The 19,858-nt window shown below is 60.1% G+C and carries 16 protein-coding genes and 1 riboswitch; of the genes, 10 read left to right on the top strand and 6 right to left on the bottom strand.

What is annotated here, in order from left to right; all coding sequences use genetic code 11:
• The first annotated feature begins 183 nt into the window (after positions 1-183).
• From ACOYW0_RS07575 to ACOYW0_RS07565, 3 genes are all read left to right on the top strand, one after another.
• Complete coding sequence (locus tag ACOYW0_RS07575; RefSeq protein ID WP_482417924.1) at positions 184-561, top strand: desulfoferrodoxin; 378 nt, start codon at positions 184-186, stop codon at positions 559-561.
• 2 nt (positions 562-563) lie between these two features.
• Complete coding sequence (locus tag ACOYW0_RS07570) at positions 564-1,079, top strand: ferritin (protein WP_482417923.1); 516 nt, start codon at positions 564-566, stop codon at positions 1,077-1,079.
• Between the two features lie 217 nt (positions 1,080-1,296).
• Positions 1,297-2,244 carry a phosphotransferase enzyme family protein gene (locus tag ACOYW0_RS07565; RefSeq protein WP_482417922.1) on the top strand — a complete coding sequence of 316 codons (948 nt, stop codon included), beginning with the start codon at positions 1,297-1,299 and terminating at the stop codon, positions 2,242-2,244.
• A gap of 650 nt (positions 2,245-2,894) precedes the next feature.
• Here ACOYW0_RS07565 and ACOYW0_RS07560 read toward each other — a convergent pair.
• Positions 2,895-5,063, bottom strand: coding sequence for a thioredoxin domain-containing protein (locus tag ACOYW0_RS07560; RefSeq protein ID WP_482417921.1), 2,169 nt, complete (start codon positions 5,061-5,063; stop codon positions 2,895-2,897).
• A gap of 916 nt (positions 5,064-5,979) precedes the next feature.
• On the opposite strand from ACOYW0_RS07560, the gene ACOYW0_RS07555 reads away from it, so the two are divergent.
• The 3 genes from ACOYW0_RS07555 (at position 5,980) to ACOYW0_RS07545 (ending at position 8,174) form a co-directional block, all read left to right on the top strand.
• Entirely contained in the window at positions 5,980-6,159 is a 180-nt protein-coding gene (locus ACOYW0_RS07555; RefSeq protein WP_482417920.1) for a rubredoxin, read from the top strand.
• 185 nt (positions 6,160-6,344) lie between these two features.
• Complete coding sequence (locus tag ACOYW0_RS07550; protein WP_482417919.1) at positions 6,345-6,974, top strand: nitroreductase family protein; 630 nt, start codon at positions 6,345-6,347, stop codon at positions 6,972-6,974.
• A gap of 408 nt (positions 6,975-7,382) precedes the next feature.
• Positions 7,383-8,174, top strand: a complete 792-nt coding sequence (locus tag ACOYW0_RS07545; RefSeq protein ID WP_482417918.1) for a TIGR02757 family protein — start codon at positions 7,383-7,385, stop codon at positions 8,172-8,174.
• A 479-nt stretch (positions 8,175-8,653) separates the two neighbouring features.
• On the opposite strand, the gene ACOYW0_RS07540 is transcribed toward ACOYW0_RS07545, so the two are convergent.
• The 5 genes from ACOYW0_RS07540 to ACOYW0_RS07520 form a co-directional block, all read right to left on the bottom strand.
• Positions 8,654-9,739, bottom strand: a complete 1,086-nt coding sequence (locus ACOYW0_RS07540) for an ABC transporter ATP-binding protein (RefSeq protein ID WP_482417917.1) — start codon at positions 9,737-9,739, stop codon at positions 8,654-8,656.
• 4 nt (positions 9,740-9,743) lie between these two features.
• A complete protein-coding gene (locus ACOYW0_RS07535) occupies positions 9,744-10,682 on the bottom strand; it encodes a carbohydrate ABC transporter permease (RefSeq protein ID WP_482417916.1) in 939 nt (312 codons plus the stop codon).
• On the bottom strand, positions 10,675-11,544 hold the full coding sequence (locus ACOYW0_RS07530; RefSeq protein WP_482417915.1) for a carbohydrate ABC transporter permease: 870 nt from the start codon (positions 11,542-11,544) through the stop codon (positions 10,675-10,677). Before ACOYW0_RS07530 ends, ACOYW0_RS07535 begins: the two co-directional genes overlap by 8 nt.
• The gene (locus ACOYW0_RS07525; protein WP_482417914.1) at positions 11,537-12,769 is read right to left on the bottom strand and encodes an ABC transporter substrate-binding protein; all 1,233 of its coding nucleotides are present in this window, start codon (positions 12,767-12,769) and stop codon (positions 11,537-11,539) included. The genes ACOYW0_RS07530 and ACOYW0_RS07525 overlap by 8 nt, the downstream gene beginning before the upstream one ends.
• 370 nt (positions 12,770-13,139) lie before the next feature.
• Positions 13,140-15,239: a TonB-dependent receptor gene (locus ACOYW0_RS07520; RefSeq protein ID WP_482417913.1), complete on the bottom strand. Its 2,100-nt coding sequence runs from the start codon at positions 15,237-15,239 to the stop codon at positions 13,140-13,142.
• Positions 15,240-15,506: 267 nt separating this feature from the next.
• Positions 15,507-15,710: riboswitch (cobalamin riboswitch) on the bottom strand.
• A gap of 287 nt (positions 15,711-15,997) precedes the next feature.
• Between ACOYW0_RS07520 and ACOYW0_RS07515 the strand changes: the two genes are divergently transcribed.
• The 4 genes from ACOYW0_RS07515 to ACOYW0_RS07500 all read left to right on the top strand — a co-directional run bounded on the left by ACOYW0_RS07515 (position 15,998) and on the right by ACOYW0_RS07500 (position 19,839).
• Positions 15,998-16,285 carry a hypothetical protein gene (locus ACOYW0_RS07515; RefSeq protein WP_482417912.1) on the top strand — a complete coding sequence of 96 codons (288 nt, stop codon included), beginning with the start codon at positions 15,998-16,000 and terminating at the stop codon, positions 16,283-16,285.
• A gap of 239 nt (positions 16,286-16,524) precedes the next feature.
• Positions 16,525-17,394 (top strand): MBL fold metallo-hydrolase, encoded by an 870-nt coding sequence (locus tag ACOYW0_RS07510; RefSeq protein ID WP_482417911.1) that lies wholly within the window; start codon positions 16,525-16,527, stop codon positions 17,392-17,394.
• Positions 17,395-17,436: 42 nt separating this feature from the next.
• Positions 17,437-18,087 (top strand): class I SAM-dependent methyltransferase, encoded by a 651-nt coding sequence (locus ACOYW0_RS07505; protein WP_482417910.1) that lies wholly within the window; start codon positions 17,437-17,439, stop codon positions 18,085-18,087.
• Between the two features lie 171 nt (positions 18,088-18,258).
• On the top strand, positions 18,259-19,839 hold the full coding sequence (locus ACOYW0_RS07500; protein WP_482417909.1) for an eCIS core domain-containing protein: 1,581 nt from the start codon (positions 18,259-18,261) through the stop codon (positions 19,837-19,839).
• The last annotated feature ends 19 nt before the right edge of the window (positions 19,840-19,858 follow it).

Genomic DNA, 19,858 nt, shown 5'->3' with positions numbered 1-19,858 from the left:
AATCCTGGGCTCGATCACCTTGTCATGAAATCAGTGTGTTGTCTCTTTTTTGTGCCGGCAATGCCGTGTGGCATGCTTATTGAAATGTTTTCCTGGGCAACAGGTTAAGGAAAGGGGCTTGGCCCCGGCATGATCATATCCTTGCGGCGGATACAGAATCGGAAACGGAAAAGGAGACCCACCATGATGAGGCGCAATCAACTCTACGCATGCGAACACTGCGGCAATATCGTTGAAATTATTCAGGCTGGCGGGCCCACGGTAAGGTGCTGCGGGCAGGCCATGACCCTTTTGGAAGAGAATACCCGGGACGCCTCTCGGGAGAAGCATGTGCCCGTCGTGGTCGAGGTAGACGGTGGCATTTGCGTTTCCGTAGGCGAGACAGCCCATCCCATGACCGATGAACACTGGATTCCCTGGATCGAGGTGACCCAGGGAGCAACCATCCTGCGAAAGCACCTCCTGCCCGGAGAGAAGCCCGAGGCGTTTTTTGCAGGGATCACAGGACCTGTGGTGGCCAGGGCATACTGCAACCTTCACGGCCACTGGACAAGGGGGTAACCATGTTGAAATCAGAGGTTGAAGACGCACTGAACCTTCAGTTGAACCGAGAGATCTTTTCCGCGTATCTCTACTTTTCCATGTCGGCATGGCTGGGCAGCCGGAATTTGACTGGCTTCAGCCACTGGATGTACGCCCAGGGCGTGGAAGAACTGACCCACTCCCAGAAGTTTTACGATTACATCCAGCAACGGGGCGGCACGGTTCGCTTAAGCGCCGTGGAAGCACCCAAGGCAGCCTGGGAGTCTCCCCTGGCCCTGTTTGAAGAGACCCTGGAGCACGAGGTTTTTGTCACCGGGTCCATCAACGCCCTTGTGGACATTGCCCGGGACGCCTCGGACCACGCCACCGGGATTTTCCTTCAGTGGTTTGTCACCGAGCAGGTGGAAGAAGAAGAGAGCGTCGAGCAGGTCCTCCAACGGCTCCGCCTCGTGGGGGACAACCCATCGGCCCTGCTCATGATGGACCGCGAGATGGCCGGACGCGCCATGCCTGCGCCAACCGAGCCCGCTGAGTAGCCTCCCGTATATTCAAAAGGCCAACCCACACTCCCATGGCCGGACAAAGACCGTCTGCGAACGCCGCATGCGGTCTTTTGGTTTGGGTGGCTGCAGGAGTGCGGTTGTGGGACGGCATGTCACGGGGACAGCCCGTATGCACATGTGAAGGGGCGAAGCCCCAGAGGCTGGCTTTGCCCCTCAATGGAACAGTGATTTAAAAGCGAGACGAGAAACCATGGACGAGACAGTAATGAAGCAGGCCGCCCGGGCCTGGGGTATTGAGGGCGCGACGGTCTGCAATGAACAGGATCCTGCCGGGAGCCCGGAGCGCTCCCTGGGGCGCTGGGTGGTGCAGGGGGCGGACGGCGCCCGTTTTCTCTTGGAGCGCATTGATCCGGCCACGGCACCGAGAAAACGTGAGATGGCCCGGTTTATGAGCGCCCTGGCCCAAGCCGGGCTTCCGGTGTCGGCGCCCCGTGCCACCCAGGCCGGTGATTTTTTATCCCCCCAGACAGGACATCTCTGGCAGCTGACGCCCTTTGTGCAGGGCCTGCCCCTGGATCGGCCCGCGTACACACAAGAGGCATGGCGGGGCAAGGCTCTCGCCGGGTTGCTGACGGATCTGCGCACCGCATCCGTTCCCCTTGCCCTCTCCTTTCCGGGGGCGTCCTTTGACCTGCCCGGGTACATCGACACCTTGACCTCCACCATCCGGGCCCGAAGGCCCAAGGTGGCAGGCGCCCTTGACGAAGCCGTCCGATACCTCGCCGACCATCTTTACCCCCACTGGCCGGGCCTTGCCACGGCCCTGGCCCACGGGGACGTCCACGGCGTCAACATCCTCTGGAAGGAGAAGGGCATCGAAGCGGTCATCGACTGGGAGTTCTTCGGTCACAAACCCCTGCTTTACGATGTGGCCAACATGGTCGGCTGCTGCGGCATGGAGACCCCCGACGCCCTTCTTCATGGCCTGGTCCCCACCCTGACCCGAGCCCTTCGCCAGGCTGATTTTGCCGATGCAGCAAGCTGGAATCTTCTTCCCGAGTGTGTCATGGCCCTGCGCTTTGCCTGGCTCTCGGAGTGGCTCCGCAAAGACGACACCGAGATGATCAACCTCGAACTCTCCTATATTTACCTGCTGATGGATAATCGAGAAAAATTGGTGGCGTCTTGGGGCATTTAAGAGGGGTCGCTACCCGACCTTGGTGCACAGAGTGCACCCTACGCGTCGTCGTCGACCGATCCCTAGTGCCATGCCCATGCCTTCGATGGGCACAGCCGATGGGCTGAACCAGCCCCGTTGGAAGCCCCGTGGCCCGTAGGGTGCGTCCCACGCACCGAAACCGCAGGGCAACGCTCCTTGAAGCCGCCACTGCCACGATGCCCGGCCTGTCCTCAAAAGCGGGGGAGAAAAGCCGCATCGTCGTGCTGCATCGGTCGCAGGGTACCCGACCATGGTGCACAGAGTTCATCCTACGCGTCGTCGTTGAGCGATCCCTCTTGCCATGCCAATGCCTTCAATGGGCTGAACCAGCGCCGTTGGAAGACCCGTGGCCCGTAGGGTGCGTCCCACGCACCGAAACCGCAGGGCAACGCTCCTTGAAACCGCCATTTTGGGGTATGGTTCGGTGGGATCCAGGTTACCCGACCATGGTGCACAGAGTGCACCCTACGTGCCGTCACCTGAGCGATCCATCTCACCATTCTTTTGCCTTCGCCCGGCGAAGCAGAAGGGCTGAACCAGCCCCGTTGGAAGCCCCGTGGCCTGTAGGGTGCGTCCTACGCACCGGAACCGAAGGGCAACGCTTCCTGAAACAGCCTCTCCCACGGTGCTCAGCTATCCAAAACCACCTGCCCGAATACCCCCGGATCCGACACCGGGAGACCGCAGGTGCCCTCTTTACATGGGTACAGGGTGGGCTCTCCACCCTGTGCGGCTTTGTCCTTGACCGCAGGCAGGTGTGCCTCCATGGTTTTTGACTGTTCTCCCTCCCGCAAGGGCGCTGTGACGGCATAGGGGGTGTACAGAGATGCCAGGGTACTTATGGCCTCGGTCTCTTTGGGCGACGGTGTCTCCGGCAGGACAAGGAGAAGGGCCTTGGGGCCCGCCAGGTGAAAGTCCAGGGCCGACACCAGGGTGGCATAGGGGGCCGGAGAACGGTCCGGGGCAAGGAAGGCTGAAACCGTTCCCAGGCCCTGGGTGAGCAGTGCCGTGTCGCCTGTGAGGGCGTAGAGCCTGAACAGGTTCATGGCGGCCACACTGTTTCCCGAGGGGATGGCCCCGTCCGTGCCGGGTTTTTCTCGGGTGATAAGGGTCTCGCCGTCGCTGCCGGTCATGAAGTACCCTCCTTCTTCCGATGCAAAGAGACGGTGGGCTTCGCCCTGGAGGTGAAGGGCCCTGGTGAGCCAGGAGGCGTCGCCCGAGGCTTCGAAAAGGTCGATGAGGCCTGCAATGACAAAGGTGTAGTCCTCTAAGAATCCCAAGGGGCCCAGGTCTTCCAGACGGCTTCGGTGGAGCCTGCCGTTTCGGGTGAGGCAGGTCAGGATAAAATCCGCGGTGCGCATGGCTGCGGTCAGGTACGTCTGGTTGCCAAAGGCGCGTCCGGCACGGGCAAAGGCCGAGATGGCCAGCCCGTTCCATGCGGCGATGATCTTTTTGTCGGTAAGGGGCGCTTGCCTTGCTGTTCGGGCTTGGCGCAGGATCTCCCGGGCGTTGTCCAAAAGAGCTTCAAGCTCTGCCACGTCCAGGCCGTGTTTTTTTGCGGTTTCCTTTACGTCCCTTCGGATGTGGGGAATGTAGCGCCCCTCGAAGTGGGGCACTCCGGTGAGGCTGAAGTGGTCCAGAACCGCTGCCCAGGAATCCCCGGGCAGGGCCGCATCGAGTTCGGCCTTGCTCCAGGTAAAGAAGTATCCCTCTTCTTTGTGGCCGTCCGGCGTGAGGGAGTCGGCGTCCGTGGCCGAGTAGAAGCCCCCTGCCGGGTCTTCCATCTCCCGCAAAAGGTAGGCCAGGGTGGCTTCGGCCACGGTTTTAAAACGCGGATTTTCCGTGGCCAGGAATCCTTCCACGTAGGCAGAGGCCAGAAGGGCGTTGTCGTAGAGCATTTTTTCAAAGTGGGGGACCAGCCATTTGGGGTCGGTGCTGTAGCGATGGAACCCGCCCCCTGCCTGGTCGTGGATGCCTCCGTCGGCCATGGCTGTGAGGGTGTGCTCTGCCATGTGGCGGTACGCACCGATGCCTGTGCGCTGGTGGGCGCGCAAAAGGAGCTGCACGGGCAGGGTGGCAGGAAACTTGGGAGCACCCCTGGTGCCGCCGAAGCTCGGGTCGTAGCTTTGGGAAAACAAGGCCACGGCCTTGTCCACCCACGCTCTGTCGGGCAGGGTCCCGCTTTCCTGACCGCCCCCCAGGTGGTCAATGGCCTGGGTGAGTTGGCTGGCGGAGAGGTCCACCTTTTCCCTCTCCTTTTCATAGACCTCGGCAAGGCCCTTTAAGACGGTGAGAAATCCCGGGTGGGGCGGTCTGTCCCCGTCCCGGGCCGGAAAATAGGTGCCTCCGTAAAAGGGTTTGCCGTCCGGGGTCAAAAAGACATTCAGGGGCCAGCCGCCCCCGCCGGTGAGTACCTGCACCGCGCCCATGTAGATGGCGTCGATGTCCGGCCGTTCTTCCCTGTCCACCTTCACCGGCACGAAATGGGTGTTCAGGAATTCGGCGATCTCCACGTCCTCAAAGGACTCTTCCTCCATCACATGGCACCAGTGGCAGGTGGCGTACCCGATGCTTACGAAAAGCGGGCGGTTCGTCTCCTTTGCCAGGGCCATGGCCTCTTCTCCCCAGGGAGACCAGTTGACGGGGTTGTGGGCATGTTGCAAGAGGTAGGGGCTCTCCTCCAGAAAGAGGCGGTTCGTATAGGTTGCCGTGCCGTCGGTGTTCAGGTGTCGGGTGCGCGGAACATACTCCGGGCCTCGGGCTTTTGCTTTTTCTTTGATGCGGTCGTCAAGGCTCATGGCAGGTTTTCCTTGGCTATGGGTGAAAAAGGCAGTCCCCCTTGCTCTCCGTGATTCGAACAGTCAGGGTGAGAAGAGGCCCATGGTGACGACGGGCGTTGATGCTCGGCACAGGAGAAGCAAGGGCTGCCAGGGTGGAAAAAACATGGACACCTTCATCATGGACTCGGGGCGCACGTTGTTTCCCACAGGGAGGTTCGGTTAGCCCGGATATTTCATGAGAAAACAATCAGTCAAAAAACACCAGTATTTCGGATGGCTACAATAGAAATGCCAGCTATTCTGAAAATACAAAATGTAAACCGACGTTTGCTGTTTGATTTTCTCACCCTTCGGGCGAGCCGAGTGCACCCATCTTCTGCGTTATCAGAGCTTTGAGGTAAACAACTACATCTGCAGCTCTGATGCTTTGAATATGGGTGCACTCGACTCGTGAAATATCCGGGATAGGGTAACCCGTGGGAATGCGTGTCGATCCCGAAACATGTGATCCGGCCACCTTGGCGGGGTGGGACCGCCTGGGAATGTTATTGCAAGATGAAGACCACTGTCGCGAAAAATCGTGATGGCCGCTGACGCACCATTGACAGGGACGCTCTACAGGCAGAGACTAAGGGGAATGCTTCGAAACTGTCCCGAAGAGAGCAGGTACATGAGACAGAATCATCTCATGATCTTCCCTGGGATGTGTCACGTCCCATGCTGCGCCGTTGAATACGCCCTGATATGTTGCGGAATTCCGGAAAGATAGTGCCCGCTTTGGGCATGGCCCCGAAGATGGCATGCTTTTTGATATATTGTCGTCACTGTGAAGACCAAGGAATACGCCGGCGGCCCTGCCGTGCGGCATGTTTTGACCATAATCTATCGGCCCCGCCTGTCACGGCCCGGACCGCGATACCTGAAAGGAGACACCATGAGCCAGCCCCACGAAATGTACCAGTGCCAGATCGCCAACTGCGGATGCATCTACAACCCCGATAAAGGAGACAGAAAGGGCAAGATAGCCAAGGGAACCTCTTTTGACGACCTGCCCGAGGACTGGAGATGCCCGGTGTGCGGGGCGAGTAAGAAAGCCTTTAAAGCATTGGGGTAAATAAAAGAGGGCATAGGAAAAAAGGTCATAGATCATAGGGGAATAGGGAATAGGGAATAGGGGGCGGCTGTTGCATCACGTCTCTTGCCGTGGGGTTGTTTCCATGCACAGGGCGGATGCACGTTGTCCCGGCAACAGGTGAAACCTGAAAGGTTGTGAACCATTTCAACACGCAAGGAGGAACCATGGATTTTTCCGACGTTATTGCCACCCGCCGCGCAGTCAATCATTTTGATTCCAACCAAGATGTGCCGGATGCCCTGTTAAGGGAGGTCGTGGAGATGGCCGCCACCACCCCGTCGTCCTTTAACCTCCAGCCCTGGAGCCTCATGGTCCTGAGGGACGAAGAGGAGAAGATGCGTCTTCGCAAGCAGGCCATGGGCCAGGCCAAGGTGAGCGAAGCCCCGGTGACCCTCATCGTCCTTGCCGACCGCAGGGGCTGGGCCCCGGGCACTCCCTTTGCCGAGAAGAATTTTCAAGAGATGATGAAGGCCGGAACCATGACCGAAGACCGGCGGGACTGGTTTGCCAATGCCTGCACCAACCTCTACGGCACCTCCGAAGAGTCCCAGGTGGCCTTTGCCACCAAGAACACCGGCTTTTTCGCCATGGCCCTGATGCTCGCCGCCCGGAGCAAAGGCCTCCATACCCACCCCATGGACGGCTTCTCCCGGGAGGGCGTCATGAAAGAGTTCAACATCCCCGATCATTACTGGATTCCCCTTCTCATGGCCGTGGGTTACTTCAACAATGGAAAAGAACTCGCCCCTCCCAAATGGCGCAAAACCTACGACGAGATCGTTGTAACATTTTAAAGAGAGAATGCGATTGCGTAACCCACGCCGGGGCCCATGGTGGTGAACGTAGTGCGCCCTACGGGTGTGACGGTTTGCAATCTCCGTCATGGTAACCGGGCCAGTTATGGACCAAGCGGTGAGAAAAAAGCCGCACAGGAGTGCGGCGCTCCACAGGCGAGGAAGAAAACCGGTTTTGACCGCATAACCCGCCACCATTGGAAGCCCCGGGGCCCGTAGGGTGTGTTCTACGCACCGGAACCGAAGCGTAACGATCCTTGGAACGCCTCCCAAAAACCAGGGCCGTTGGGTGTTCAATGATGGTGGACGGAGTTCACACGATGGGTGTGACGGTTGGCGACCACGGTTACGATGATCCGGCTTGCCATTGAAACGAAGGCAAATTGATAAAAGCGAAGGACGGATTGGTTGAATAAAAAAGAGAAAGCCCTGAAAGCCCGGTTGGAAGAGCTCCACGATCGCTGGAACCGGCGCGAATACGTAAGCCCTGACCCCCTGGAGACCCTTTACGATTACGAGGACCCCCTGGACCGCGAGGTGGTGGGCATGGTGGCCTCGGGCCTGGCCTACGGGCGCGTGGCCCAGATTCTCATCAGCGTGCGAAGGGTTTTGGAGCTGATGGGGCCGTCTCCCCGGAACTGGCTCCTTTCCCGGGAGCCTGCCGAGATCGAGGCGGCCTTAAAGGGCTTTGTCCATCGCTTTACCAAAGACACCCATATGGCGGCGCTTCTCGTGGGCATCCGGGAAGCGCTCCTCACCCACAGCTCCCTGAAGGCGTGTTTCCTTTCCGGGTACGACGCCCGGGACAAGACCCTCCTGCCCGCCCTGTCTGCCTATGCAAAAACAATCAAAGGGAACCGGGACCTTCCCGGCCACCTCCTCTCCGACCCTGACGGCAAAAGCGCCTGCAAAAAGGCGAACCTTTTCCTTCGCTGGATGGTCCGCTGCGATGAGGTGGACCCCGGGGGCTGGCACGATGCTCTCCCTTCCGCCAAGCTCATCATTCCCATCGACACCCACATGCATAAAATCTCCCTGGCCCTGGGGCTCACCGCCCGCAAAGCCGCCGACCTCAAAACCGCTGTTGAAGTGACAACCCGTCTCGGCCGCCTTTGCCCCGAGGATCCCACTCGGTACGATTTTGCCCTGACCCGTTTTGGGATTCGCGGCGAGCTGGAGCTGAGCGACTTGTTACGGTAGGTCTCCTTATCGCAAGGTAGGGGAAAAAGAGCCTCCGGCGGCCAAGGGCTGAGCCCTTGGAACCCAGGTTCGGGAATGCTCCTGGCCTTCGTGCCTCAGGCCCTTCACATTCCCTGACGGGCTTCGCCCGTGTCAGTCTGTCACCATCCAATCCCTGGTAATATGCTTTCAAGGTAGCTCCCCTTGTCGCGGAGGTTTTTTTTATTCCGTTACCTTGAGCATTGAAGGTAAGCTTCTCGCTCCCAGGCTCTGCCTGGGGGTGTGGGTTGCAAGGCTCCGCCTTGCCGGTGTGAAGCATGGCGGCACAGTGGATAAAACGTACAGGGTGAAATGATCTCAAGCGTGGAGGCAGAGCCTCCGGGCATCATTCCAAGGCGGAGCCTTGGAACGAAGATACCCTGAAAGCGTTCATTGAGCCTTGTCCTTGTAAGCATCACGGGCGTAGCCCGTCAGCAAATGGGAGGGGGCGAAGCCCCCGATCATTTGCGAACCCGTCCGGTTTCCGGGTCGAAGAGGTGGACATGGTCCGGGGCCAGGTCAAAGTAGACGGGGCTGCCGGGGCTGATTCCCTCACCTGCGATGCCTGTGAGGGTGCCTGCGCCGCAGCGGGCGTGGGCATAGCGGACCAGGCCCACCATCTCTTCGTCGACGCACAGGCCCGGAGCGTCTTTTGGCTCCGGGGCCGCTGTCACCCGGACATGTTCGGGGCGGATGCCCAGAACCACCCGGTCCCCGCCCACGGGGCGGGACAGGGGGACGCGGAGGGGGCCGTCGTCCTGGATGAAGAGGCTCGCATTCCCATGGGCCTGGATGCGCCCGGGGATGCGGTTCATGGGGGGCCAGCCCATGAAGGTGGCGGCAAAGAGGGTCTCGGGATGGTCGTAGAGCGTTTTGGGCGGGGCCACCTGGACGATGCGGCCCCGGTCCATGAGGACGATGCGATCCCCCATGGCCAGGGCGTCTCCCTGGTCATGGGTCACCATGATCACGGTGAGGTTCAGGGCTTTCTGGATCTTGCGGATCTGAATCCTCAGGTGCATGCGCAGGTTCTGGTCCAGGTTGGAAAAGGGCTCGTCCAGCAGGAAGACCTTGGGGCGCTGCATGATGGCGCGCCCTAAGGCCACGCGCTGGCGCTGGCCTCCGGAGAGGGTTTCAGGTTTGCGGCCCAGGAGGTCGGCATCCAGTTTGAGGATCTCGCAGGCCTCGGTGAATCGCTTGCAGATCTCTTCTTTGGGCGTTTTTTTGACCGACAGGGCGTAGGTGAGGTTTTGCCGGGCCGTCATGTGGGGGTAGAGGGCGTAGTTCTGGAACACCATGGCCACGGGGCGCTTGTGGGCGGGAAGGGCTTTCAGGTCGGACCCGCTGAGGAGGAGGTCCCCTGCGCTGGGGGCGTCAAGGCCTGCGATCATGCGCAGCAGGGTGGTTTTTCCGCACCCGGAAGGGCCCAAAAGGACGATCATCTCCCCTTGGGAGACGGTCAGGGAGAATCGGTCCACGGCTGTGACCGGTTTTTTCTTTTTGGGGGCAAAGACTTTGGTGACGTCGTTGAAAACCAGTGTGTCCATGGGGCTAAATCCGATGCTCCGTAAGTTCTGAGAGTTGATAGCGGTCGATGACAAAGGTCTGGGCCAGCAACAGAAAACCCAGGGAGGGCAGGGTGAGGACCACGCTGCCTGCCATGAGCAGGGGCCACTGGGTGGAGTGAAGGGTCTGGAAGGCCTTGAGCCCCACGGTGGCGGTCTGCATGGAAAGGGTGGAGGTCACCAGAAGGGGCCAGGTGAAGCTCTGCCAGGAGGAGAGAAAGGCGATGAAGGCCACGGTGACGAGGGTGGGCGTCACCAGGGGCAGCACCATGTCCCGGAAGACCCGGTAGTGGGAGCCTGTCTCCAGGTAGGCGGCGTCCAGGGCCTGGCGGGGAATCCGCTCCATGGCCGTGATGAGCAGGAAGGTGGCGGTAATGGAGACGCTGGCCGGGACAACAAGGGTAAAAAAGGAGTCCAGGCCCAGGAGCCGTCCCACGGCCATCCCATGGCCCCCTGCGGGCACAACGCGGTGGGCGGTCCAAAAATCGGTGCAGGGAAGGATGTCGGGCAGTCGGAGCATCATGAAAAACCGGGGGATCAGGACCACGGAAAAGGGGACGAGCCAGGAGAGGAAGAGCAGTCGGCGGACGCGCTCGCGTCCTTTCCAGTTTAAGATGCCCAGGCCGAAGCCTGCAAGGGCGGCAAGCCCTGTTTCCAGAAGGGCGCTTGCAGACGCTGTCAAGGCGCTGTTGGCAAGGTAGCGGCCAAAGGGAATCAGGGTAAAAATCTCTCGGTAGTTTTGCCAGCGCCAGGCGTTGGGCACGAGCATGGCGAGGCCCGAGGCCCCGTCGAACACCTCGGCGTTGGATTTTAGGGAGGTGGAGACCATCCACACAAAGGGGGTGATGAACACGAGGATCAGGCCAAGGCCCCCCAACAGGGCACCGAGCCTTCGGGGAACCGATGGTGCGTGGGCGTCAGTCACGGCGCTCTCCTTTCCATTTCAGGACCAGAAGGGGGGAGATCATGAGGAACATCAGGATCCCCACGGCCGCTCCGTAGCCCATTTTTTGCCATTGAAAGGCGTTTTCGTAGAGAAGGTAGGACAAGGTGGTGGTGGATCGCAGCGGGCCGCCGCCGGTCATGATAAAGGCGATCTCAAAGCCGCCCTGGATGGCGCCGATAAACCCCAGGCAGAGGTTGAATCCCACCAGGGACTTCATCCAGGGCCAGTAGATGTCCCGGATGCGGCGTGTCACGGGCAGCCCGTCCAGCCTTGCCATGTCGTGGAGCTGGTCCGGGATCTGCCGGAACCCAGCCAGGAAAAAAAGCATCTGAAATCCCCCGACGCTCTCCCAGAGCAGCACCACCATCACCGCCGCCTTGGCCCAGCCCGGGTCGTCCAGCCACAGGGGTGCCGATACGCCCACAAGGCCCAGCAACCGATTCAACAGCCCCATGTCCGCAAAAAAGATGGAGCGCCACATGATGTACAGGGCCACCGGGCTCACCAGGGTGGGCAAAAAGACCACCAGGCGCAGCAGGCGGTGCCACGGGGTTGTCCCGCGCAAAAAAAGGGCCAGGGCAAAACTGCCCGCCACCTGGAGGGGCACCGCCATGGAAAGGATGAGGGTGTTGGTGGCGGCCTGGAGAAAGAGGGGATCGGGCGAGCCGCCGGTCAGGCCCAGCAGGGTGCGGTAGTTTTCAAGGCCCACAAAGCTCGGCGGGGAGGTCAGGGACCACCTGAAAAGGGAGAGCACGGCGCAGGCCGCCCCGGGGATGAGGACGAGGAAAAAGACCCCGGTGAGCAGGGGGGCCACAAAGACAAGACCGCGGCGATCAGTCACAGGCCACCTCCACGGCTCCGGCCTCAAGGGCCGAGGCCATCATGTCCGCCGCCTCTTCGGCATCGGCCACGCCCAGTCTGTGGGCCTCCAGGGCCTGCTTGAAGATCTCTTTGACCAGGCCTTCGTTGAGCAGGGCGCTGTGCTCCGGGCACCGGGCCTTTTGAGCCTGGTCTTTTAATACGGAAAGGGATGGGGGAACGGGGATCTCCTTGCGGGCGGGCAGGTAGATCCGGTGGGCAAGGTGTCTCTTTTGGGCCGCTTTCCCCCCCAAGGCGGCCACGAACTGCCTGGCGAGTTCGGGGTGGCTGGATCGCCCGGAGACCCCGAAGGAGTTGCCTCCCATCACCGTGACATCATTGATCGGACCGCAGGGGAGCATCCTCACCTGCCAGGGCACCCGGTCCTGGGCTTCAAAATCGCCTATTTTCCAACTCCCGGACCAGTAGAACAGGGCGCGCCCCTGGAGAAAGAGGCTTCCCAGGACGCCCTGGCTGGCACCGGAAGAGGGCAGGTTGAGGCGGTCCGACGGCTTCGGAATGACCCCGGGAAGACTCCGCCAGCACGCCATGGCGGCCAGGGTGTCCCGGGCGATGTCCCGGTCCAGAACGGAATCCCCTTCCGGGGAGAAGAACCGTCCGCCCCGCTGCCAGTACCAGGTGGTGAACCAGACGGACTCGTTTTGGATGTCCAGGCCGAACACGGGTTTTTCCGCGTCTGTGACCGCCGGGGACAGGGTTCGGATCAGGGCCAGGAGCTCCCCCCAGGTCCGCACGGCCATGGCTTTGTTCTTGGGCACAAGGTCGGGGTTGAAATAGAGCACATAGGGGTAGGCCACCTGGGGAAGGGCCATGAGCTCGTCGGTCTTCCCTTTGAAACAGTAATCCTGAAGGGCGTCGTAGTAGGGCCAGGCGTGTCTGGATGGCCCGGACAGGGGACGCAAAAGCCCGTTTTCCGCAAAGGCCTGGAAGGTGTCGGCGGAGAAAAAGGTGATGACATCCGGGGCGTCTCCGTAGAGGCATTTCAGGAAAAATTGCCTGGCATCGCCCATGGGCATGATCTCCACGCGGACCCCCGGGTGCTGCTTTTCAAACCACCGGGCCGCGTCAACCCGGGACGGGTGGCTGTTGGTGGCCCAGACCAGGGTGACGGTTCCGTCCGGGGCCGGGCGGCATCCTGCCAAAAGGGCCAGCAGGCACAGCAGCATGAGTACTTTTTTAATGGGCATGGCCCGGCTCCTTGGAATTGGTCAGGTCACGGTGATCCGTGGAAAACGTTGCAACGATTCAGCCCAATCGACCACAGATTGGCAGAGCCATGTTTACAGTTCGTTTTGTGACATTCTGTAGGGTGTGCTTGCGCACCATCTGTTCGAAAAACCAACGTCTTTTACCGCGTCTATACAGTTTGGCGGGCATCTTCATAGGGGCTCATGACCGTTACGATTCTTCGGCGGTGCGCAAGCGCACCCTACCTTCACCTTGCCAGTGTGAAGCGATTTCAACCGTTGTGGCGGAGCCTCCGAGCATCATTCCCAGGCGGAGCCTGGGAACGAAAGAACGTATCCGGTTGCTACGAAGTTTGTGGCTCACCTCGCTTTAAAAATCAGTCCTCAGGCTGACGGTGACGCTCCGGGGCTCTCCGGGGTAGCCGGCGTCTTTGGAGGAGAAATCGTCGGCGATGTAGTACTCGTCGAAGAGGTTGTGGACGGCCACCTGGAAGGAGAGGTTCTTCACGGGCACGGTGACGGCGGTGTTTACCGTGATGTAGTCATCCAGGGTGTGGAGGTTGCCGGTGGTGTTGTCCCGCAGGTTGCGTTCGCCCACGTAGTTGGCCGAGACGTTCCAGTTGAAAAAGTCCGTGGCCAGGTTGGCGCCGATGCCTGCCATGTGCTCGGGGGACATGCGCACCCGGTTGCCTTCAAAGGAGTTGCCCGAGGTATCGGTGAACTCTTCGTAGCGGGCGTCGTGGTAGGCGTAGTGGCCCCAGGCGCTGACAGCGTCGGTGATGCGGCAGGAGATCTCCGCTTCCACGCCGTCCACCTCGGTGCGGGTGTTGGTAAAGAGAAAATCATCGGTGGAGGTGCGGAAGGAGCGGGGGCCTTTTTTCTCGGTGCGGAAGCAGCTCACCTGGGCAAAGAGTGTGTTGCCCGAGGAGAACTTGACCCCTGCTTCGTAGCTTTTGGTCTCTTCCGGGTCCAGGATCTGGGGAAGGGTTTTGTTGTTTTTGGTGCTGAGCTTGGGAAACTGGGTGCGAAAGCCCTCGGCATAGGTGGCAAAGAAGGCCGTCTGAACCGAGCCCACCCGGAAGGCGTTCCAGGTGGCGCCCACACGGGGGCTGAAGGCCGAGTCGCTCTGGTCGGCTTCCACGTCTTTATTGGAGGTGGTGAGCTCTTCGTGGAAGTGATCGTAGCGGATGCCCGCCATGAGGGAGACGTCTCCGATGGCCAGGGTGTCCTGGGCGTAGGCGCTGTAGACGGTCTGTTCAAACTCGCTTTTGACCGTGGTGCCGGTGGGGTTGCCCGTGGCCGGGTTGCCCACGTTGGTCAAGGGGGTGTCCCAGTTGGGGGGGCCGTATTTGGGCATGCTGCTCCAGGAGTAGCCGGGGGCGTCCTTGTCCTGGGAGGCGATCTCCACATAGGTGCCCACAAGGAAGGTGTTGTCCACGGTCTCGCCGGTGTGGTCCAGGGTCATGCGCAGGTCGTTGTGAAAGGCGGTCTGCTCGGAATCGCTGACCCACCAGCCCTTGTTGCTCTGACTTGCCGTCACCGTGGTGCCCCCGGTGGCATAGCTGTCGAATTGGGTGAAGGTCAGGTCGTTGGTGATCTTCACGTTTTCGGAGAGGGAGAGGGTGGGGGAGATGGTGACGGACTGATACCTTCCGTCGTAGCACGCGCCGTCGATGGCGTGGTTCTCTTCCCGGGTGACCCCGTCCATGGGTTTTCCGTCCACAATGGGGATGGTGGAGCCCCTGTCCGCGTTGACATTGGACAAGAGGGCCTGGACATCCACGGCAAAGGTGTCCGAGAACTCATGGTGGCTTGTGACCATGGCGTTCTGGGCGTCCCGCCCGACACCGTCCTGATAGCCGTTGCTGGTGGTGCCGCCGCCGCTGACCATCACATAGCCTTTGTCGGTGGGCCTGAGCACCCGGGTGTCTGCCCCGTAGGTGTCAAAGCTTCCGCCCCTTGCCACGAAAGTGGTGGAGGCTTTGGAGGTATCCTGCGGGACGGTGATGATGTTCAAGGTTCCGGCCACGGCGCCCCGGCCCCAGATGGAGGAGGAGGGGCCTTTGGCAAACTCGATGCGTTCCACAATGTTCAAAGGAATCATGGTCAGGTCGGCGGAGCCATTGACCTGGCGGAAGGGGATGCCGTTGATGAGAACGGCCAGGTCTTTGGTGTCCCGGGAGCCCCGGACTTCGATGTGGGGGTAGGCGTTGCCCTGGATTCCCACCTGGAGGCCGGGAACGGTTTTGAGGGCCTGTTCGAGGGTGGTGGCCCCCATGCGGTCGATCTGTTCACGGGTGACCACAGAAACGGTGACGGGTACCTCCATCCGGTCCTCCGCCACCCGCGTGGCCGTGACGACGATTCCTTCCATGGAGGGCGTTTCCGTGGTTTCTGCCGAGGCGGTTGAACCGCCCAGGGCGCAAAGGGCCAGGGTCAGGACTGCACATCTTCGTATTGCGTAATTCACTGTCTCACCTGCTGCATCTCAAGTGGAATTGCTTCCATTGCTTCAACAGGGATTTTTTTTAAACGATACCCGGGCAGGGGCATCCATGGCCGCGGTACGTGCATGCCGGGTGGCAGGCAAGGGTCCCGGTGGCTCATGGGCAGGTCCGGATACAAAAAATCCCCAGCTTCAATACAAAAGCCAGGGACTGCACCCGTTCAAACTTGATCCCCGGGTCGCCCCGCCTAAGGGGGCTCTCCCACGTTTTTCGTCGCTCGCAAGAAACATGGGTATGCCACATCACAGACAGGTCTTCTGACTTCCGGATCAATCTACTCAACGCGCCTTCCCGGCAAAGCCAGTGACATGAACACGCACCAGGGGTGTCGTGCCTGCGTTTTTCGTCCCCGATTACAGCGGCGGGACCGTGACGGATTTACACCGTCTTCCCTATTAAGTCCGATTAAGGACATCTGTGTGAATGAGGTTTGCTATCACTCATTTTCCGTTTTTGTCAACAACAAGTTGCACCTTCTCGGTAAGAAATTAATGTCGGGTTTCCTGTGCCCTCGGTACCTTGTGACGTAACTTTTGACTTTAAAGGTATGAATAGCCATGGGGCCTTTCACCCCGCGTCTCTTAAGGCGTGATCCGTTTCATAGGGAAACAGCGGAGAAACGGTAGATACTCTTGCGCGTGGGTGTTCGGCATGGTTTCAGGTCGGGTGCCCCCGGGCTGGGACATCGAAACATAAGGCAAAAGAAATTAAGGAATCGATTATGGATGAGAAGGTGACGGTTTACAGGTACGTGGGTGAAAAAGGCGAGAGCACAACCATCGAGGCTTTTTTCAAGGGAGACAAGCTGGTGGTACAGGGCTGCGACACAGGCCCTTCGGCGGCCGGCACGTTCGGGGACTGGGACTACGAGTACTGGCTCTATGCGGACAAGGCCATCTGCCCCGGCAACATTCTGGAGATTTTAAAAAGTGGCTTCCGGGGGTTTACGGCCATCAAGCGGTGGTTTGACGAGCAGCAGATTGACTACGACGTTGTCTCCTATGCCTGAGGTTCCAAAGCATGCTTTCTGGGTGCCATATACGTCACGTTGCAGACATAGGACCACATATGACCCCGTGTGACACCGCATGCGATCCTTTGTGTGCGGCTGCCGGACGTAATTTGCTCAAAACGGGGGAGATGTGATGTTCGGCACGGAACTTGATTTCCAATAAGACCGGCACAGCCCCTTTGCAAGGCGAAGGGCCGGAAACCAAGACGCAACCAAACGGCACACAGGAGGAAGCCATGGACGCAGGCATGACAATGAACGGGAAAAAGTATCACAGCTGGGATGAGGTTTTTCAGGCATCAAGGCCCATGGCATTCAGGGCATTGAACACAGGGACGATTACCTCCCCCCTGGCACCTTACACCCAGGCGGAGAGTATCCCGGCGGGTGTGGACACATCGAAGACCGTCTCCCACGCGGTGATGGTGTTTTACTTTCACCACCCGGAGAAGGGCGATATCCTCATCGACAGCGGGTTTGACAGGTCGTTTTACGAAAATCCCCCCTTTGGGAATTTGTCGCCCTTTGTCATCGATTTTCTCGAGGGCAACAGGGCCCGCTACACCCAGCAAAAAGATGAGGACTTAGAGTCCCGGCTTCGAAAAAACAACATCCATCCTTCCCACCTCTTTTTGACTCACATGCACCCGGACCATACCGCAGGGATACCGGCCCTGTCTCCCTGGTGCAATATATGCTATGGAAAGAAGGAGAATTCGGCGCACTACCGCCTGATGACGGGGAGCCACCTGAAAGGAAAGGGGGATATCTCTCTTATTGATACCGATTCAGCTCCGGCGATTCCTCCGTTTGATCATGCGGTGGACCTGTTCGGGGACGGCTCCTTCTGGGCGCTGTCTACACCGGGCCACACAACGGACCATCTTGCCTACCTGATCAATGCGGAACCGTTCCCCATCCTTGTCGTGGGGGATGCGGAGCTCTCGGCCTGGGGCATGACCCAGGGGGTGTTCATGAATTCCGATGGCGGGAAAGAAGGGCAGCAGGCCGTTCGGGAATCGGCAAATGCGATTCGTGGGTTTCATCGGATGTACCCCCACGTGGCCGTGTGGTTTTCCCATGATGAAAAGCCCCTGGCCCCATGAGCGCCCAGACCTATTACCCTGCAAAGGCAGTAAGGAAGAATCATGGAAACAACAGTCCTCAGCCCCTGGGATACCGATTACAACGGCACCGAACCGTCCCCTGTCTACGAGCCGCTCTGGCACATGCTCCAGCAGTTTCTGGGTGACTTTCCGGCGACATCGGTGCTGGATTTCGGATGCGGAGACGGCAACTATGCCTACCTCATGGCCGAAGAGGGGCTTCGGGTGACAGGGGTTGATATCTCGCTACGGGCCGTAGAAAAAGCCGTGGCCCTGGGCAACGCGCGGACGAACGGACGATGCCGATTCATGAGGCACGATTCCATTCCCGAGGACGTGCCCGACGGCTCCTTTGATGTGGTGGTGATGCTCAATGTCCTTCATTGCTTAACGTTAAAAGAACGGGTAGACTTACTCGTCAAGGCAAAGAGGGTGTTGAAACAGGGCGGTGTCCTCTTTGCCAGCGTGCTGGACCGGGAGGATGAATCCTACCCGAGGCAGGACTGGGAAGAGATCGAGCCCTCTACCTTTGACGACGGCACCGGTAAACTCTTTCATTTTTATTCGCGGGAAGAACTGACCGAAGAGTTGAAAGGGTATTCCATTTCCGAGTGCGACATGCTTCGGAACATCCATCCCGATGTGGGAAGGCAAAGCGCCTTGTTTGTGGTGACTGCAACGAACAAGGGGTAAGGGCACGCGGTCTGTGCCGTTTTTCAATTGGGACTTGCTTCACACTGAAAAATATACAGATTCCATGGGAATACTTGCTGACGGTGGCGTTGAGGTACTCTCAACGCCAAGGGCGGGCTGAGACAATTCTGACAAACAGGCTTGTGCCTTTCGGGTGAAGGGAGACGTGCCATGCGTGTGTCGGCGGGAAAATCCAGGGCAGCGGAGGAGCGTACGGCAACGGTTACGGGTGCCGGGGTGCCACATCGGCCACATGTCGGGCCCTCCCTGTACGGCGGTCCGAACATCGCCTTGCAGCGGGTCCTTGGCAATCGGTCTGTGGAAAGACTGGCGCGGCAGGGCGCCCATGCTTCCGTACAGGCCGGGCTGAGGGTGAGTGCCCCCGGCGACGCCTGTGAGGGGGAAGCCCATCGCATCGCCGACGAGGTGGCGTGCAAGGCCTGCGAGGGCAGCACCGCGCCTTCCGTGACCATCACCGGGCGGCCTGCCCCTGGCACCCCCTGGTTTTTTCGGGGGAAAGGCACCGAAGCGCTCACCCCCATTCCCCATGGCGACGGAAAACCCCTGCCCGGAAAAACCAGGGCGCGTTTCGAATCCTCCCTGGGCCGGGATTTTTCCCGTGTCCGAGTCCACGCCGACCACAAGGCCGCCTTGTCTGCGGAGCGTCTGAACGCTGAGGCATATACTTTTGGCAATGATATTGTCTTTGCAAGGCAGCGATACGCCCCCGAGTCACCTTCGGGCCGCCACCTTCTCGCCCACGAACTCGTCCATGTGGCCCAGCAGCAGAGGGCCCCTGAACACCCCCAGGTGATCCAGCGCTCCTGCGCCAATAATTTTGCGGGCAACACCCCCCAGACCTGTCGCGGGAGCATCGATGTTCGGGCAGGGGAGATCTCCATGCCCAATATCTCTTTTTTTCATCTCTATGTGGTGTTCACCGACGCCAACGGCGACCCCTGGGCCATCCGGGGCGGCCCGGCAGGCGGGGGCCGGGGGTACGGAAACATCGTGACCAATTGCGGTGCCTACCGCCCGGGGTTCATCGATTACGACACCCGCTCTCCTTCGGTGACGGTTTATCAGGGGAACCAGGCGTGCACCAAGGCCCGGACCATGAAAAGCCATGCCAGGCAGATCAACGGGTGGAACATCCCGTATGCCCCGGACGGCCCCAACTGCAACTCGGTTGTGGCCTCCATGCTGAGGAGCGCCGGTCTCCCCATGCGAAAGCCCAACGTGGCGGCCCCGGGATTCGACACGGTGCTGTCCCCCACCGGACCGGTGAGCGCAGGGGGGCTGGGGGACAGGCGGCATCGGGTCTTTCTCCAGGTGAACAGCCTGGATCAGTTCCGCACCCTGGGTTTTGGCTACAGCATCGACACCTTTGAGGTGAGCGGCATCTCCTTTCCCCTGGTGCTGGGTGCCGAATACTCCATCGGCAACCAGGCCCTCCTGGGCAGGCTTGGCCTCGGGGTGGAGCTGCCCCTGCTCAACATTCCCACAACGCCCCTTGCGCCGACCCACCTGCGGCTGTCCGGCGGGTTCCAGGGTGGGGGCCAGCGTTCGGAAGAGGGGAGCGAACGGCGCATGGATACCCTTGTGGGCGGGTATTTTCAGGCCCAGCTCGGCCTGGACATCAGCCGGTTCCGGATCAGTCCGTTTTACAGGTTCAGCGCCCTGCGCAACATCAGCGACAGGACCACCACCAAGGCCCATGTGGGTGGTATAAATCTGGGGTTTACCTTTTAACGCAATGCGCTTCATGCGC

Source organism: Desulfoluna sp. HI9BLuna (genome assembly GCF_056829775.1).
This window is presented reverse-complemented; position numbering and strand designations above follow the sequence as displayed.

Coding starts and splice junctions, on each gene's coding strand:
- ACOYW0_RS07525 (WP_482417914.1), bottom strand. CDS start 12,769: ATGCCCATTAAAAAAGTACTCATGCTGCTGTGCCTGCTGGCCCTTTTG.
- ACOYW0_RS07540 (WP_482417917.1), bottom strand. CDS start 9,739: ATGGACACACTGGTTTTCAACGACGTCACCAAAGTCTTTGCCCCCAAA.
- ACOYW0_RS07570 (WP_482417923.1), top strand. CDS start 564: ATGTTGAAATCAGAGGTTGAAGACGCACTGAACCTTCAGTTGAACCGA.
- ACOYW0_RS07500 (WP_482417909.1), top strand. CDS start 18,259: ATGCGTGTGTCGGCGGGAAAATCCAGGGCAGCGGAGGAGCGTACGGCA.
- ACOYW0_RS07510 (WP_482417911.1), top strand. CDS start 16,525: ATGGACGCAGGCATGACAATGAACGGGAAAAAGTATCACAGCTGGGAT.
- ACOYW0_RS07575 (WP_482417924.1), top strand. CDS start 184: ATGATGAGGCGCAATCAACTCTACGCATGCGAACACTGCGGCAATATC.
- ACOYW0_RS07550 (WP_482417919.1), top strand. CDS start 6,345: ATGGATTTTTCCGACGTTATTGCCACCCGCCGCGCAGTCAATCATTTT.
- ACOYW0_RS07505 (WP_482417910.1), top strand. CDS start 17,437: ATGGAAACAACAGTCCTCAGCCCCTGGGATACCGATTACAACGGCACC.
- ACOYW0_RS07565 (WP_482417922.1), top strand. CDS start 1,297: ATGGACGAGACAGTAATGAAGCAGGCCGCCCGGGCCTGGGGTATTGAG.
- ACOYW0_RS07515 (WP_482417912.1), top strand. CDS start 15,998: ATGGATGAGAAGGTGACGGTTTACAGGTACGTGGGTGAAAAAGGCGAG.
- ACOYW0_RS07560 (WP_482417921.1), bottom strand. CDS start 5,063: ATGAGCCTTGACGACCGCATCAAAGAAAAAGCAAAAGCCCGAGGCCCG.
- ACOYW0_RS07555 (WP_482417920.1), top strand. CDS start 5,980: ATGAGCCAGCCCCACGAAATGTACCAGTGCCAGATCGCCAACTGCGGA.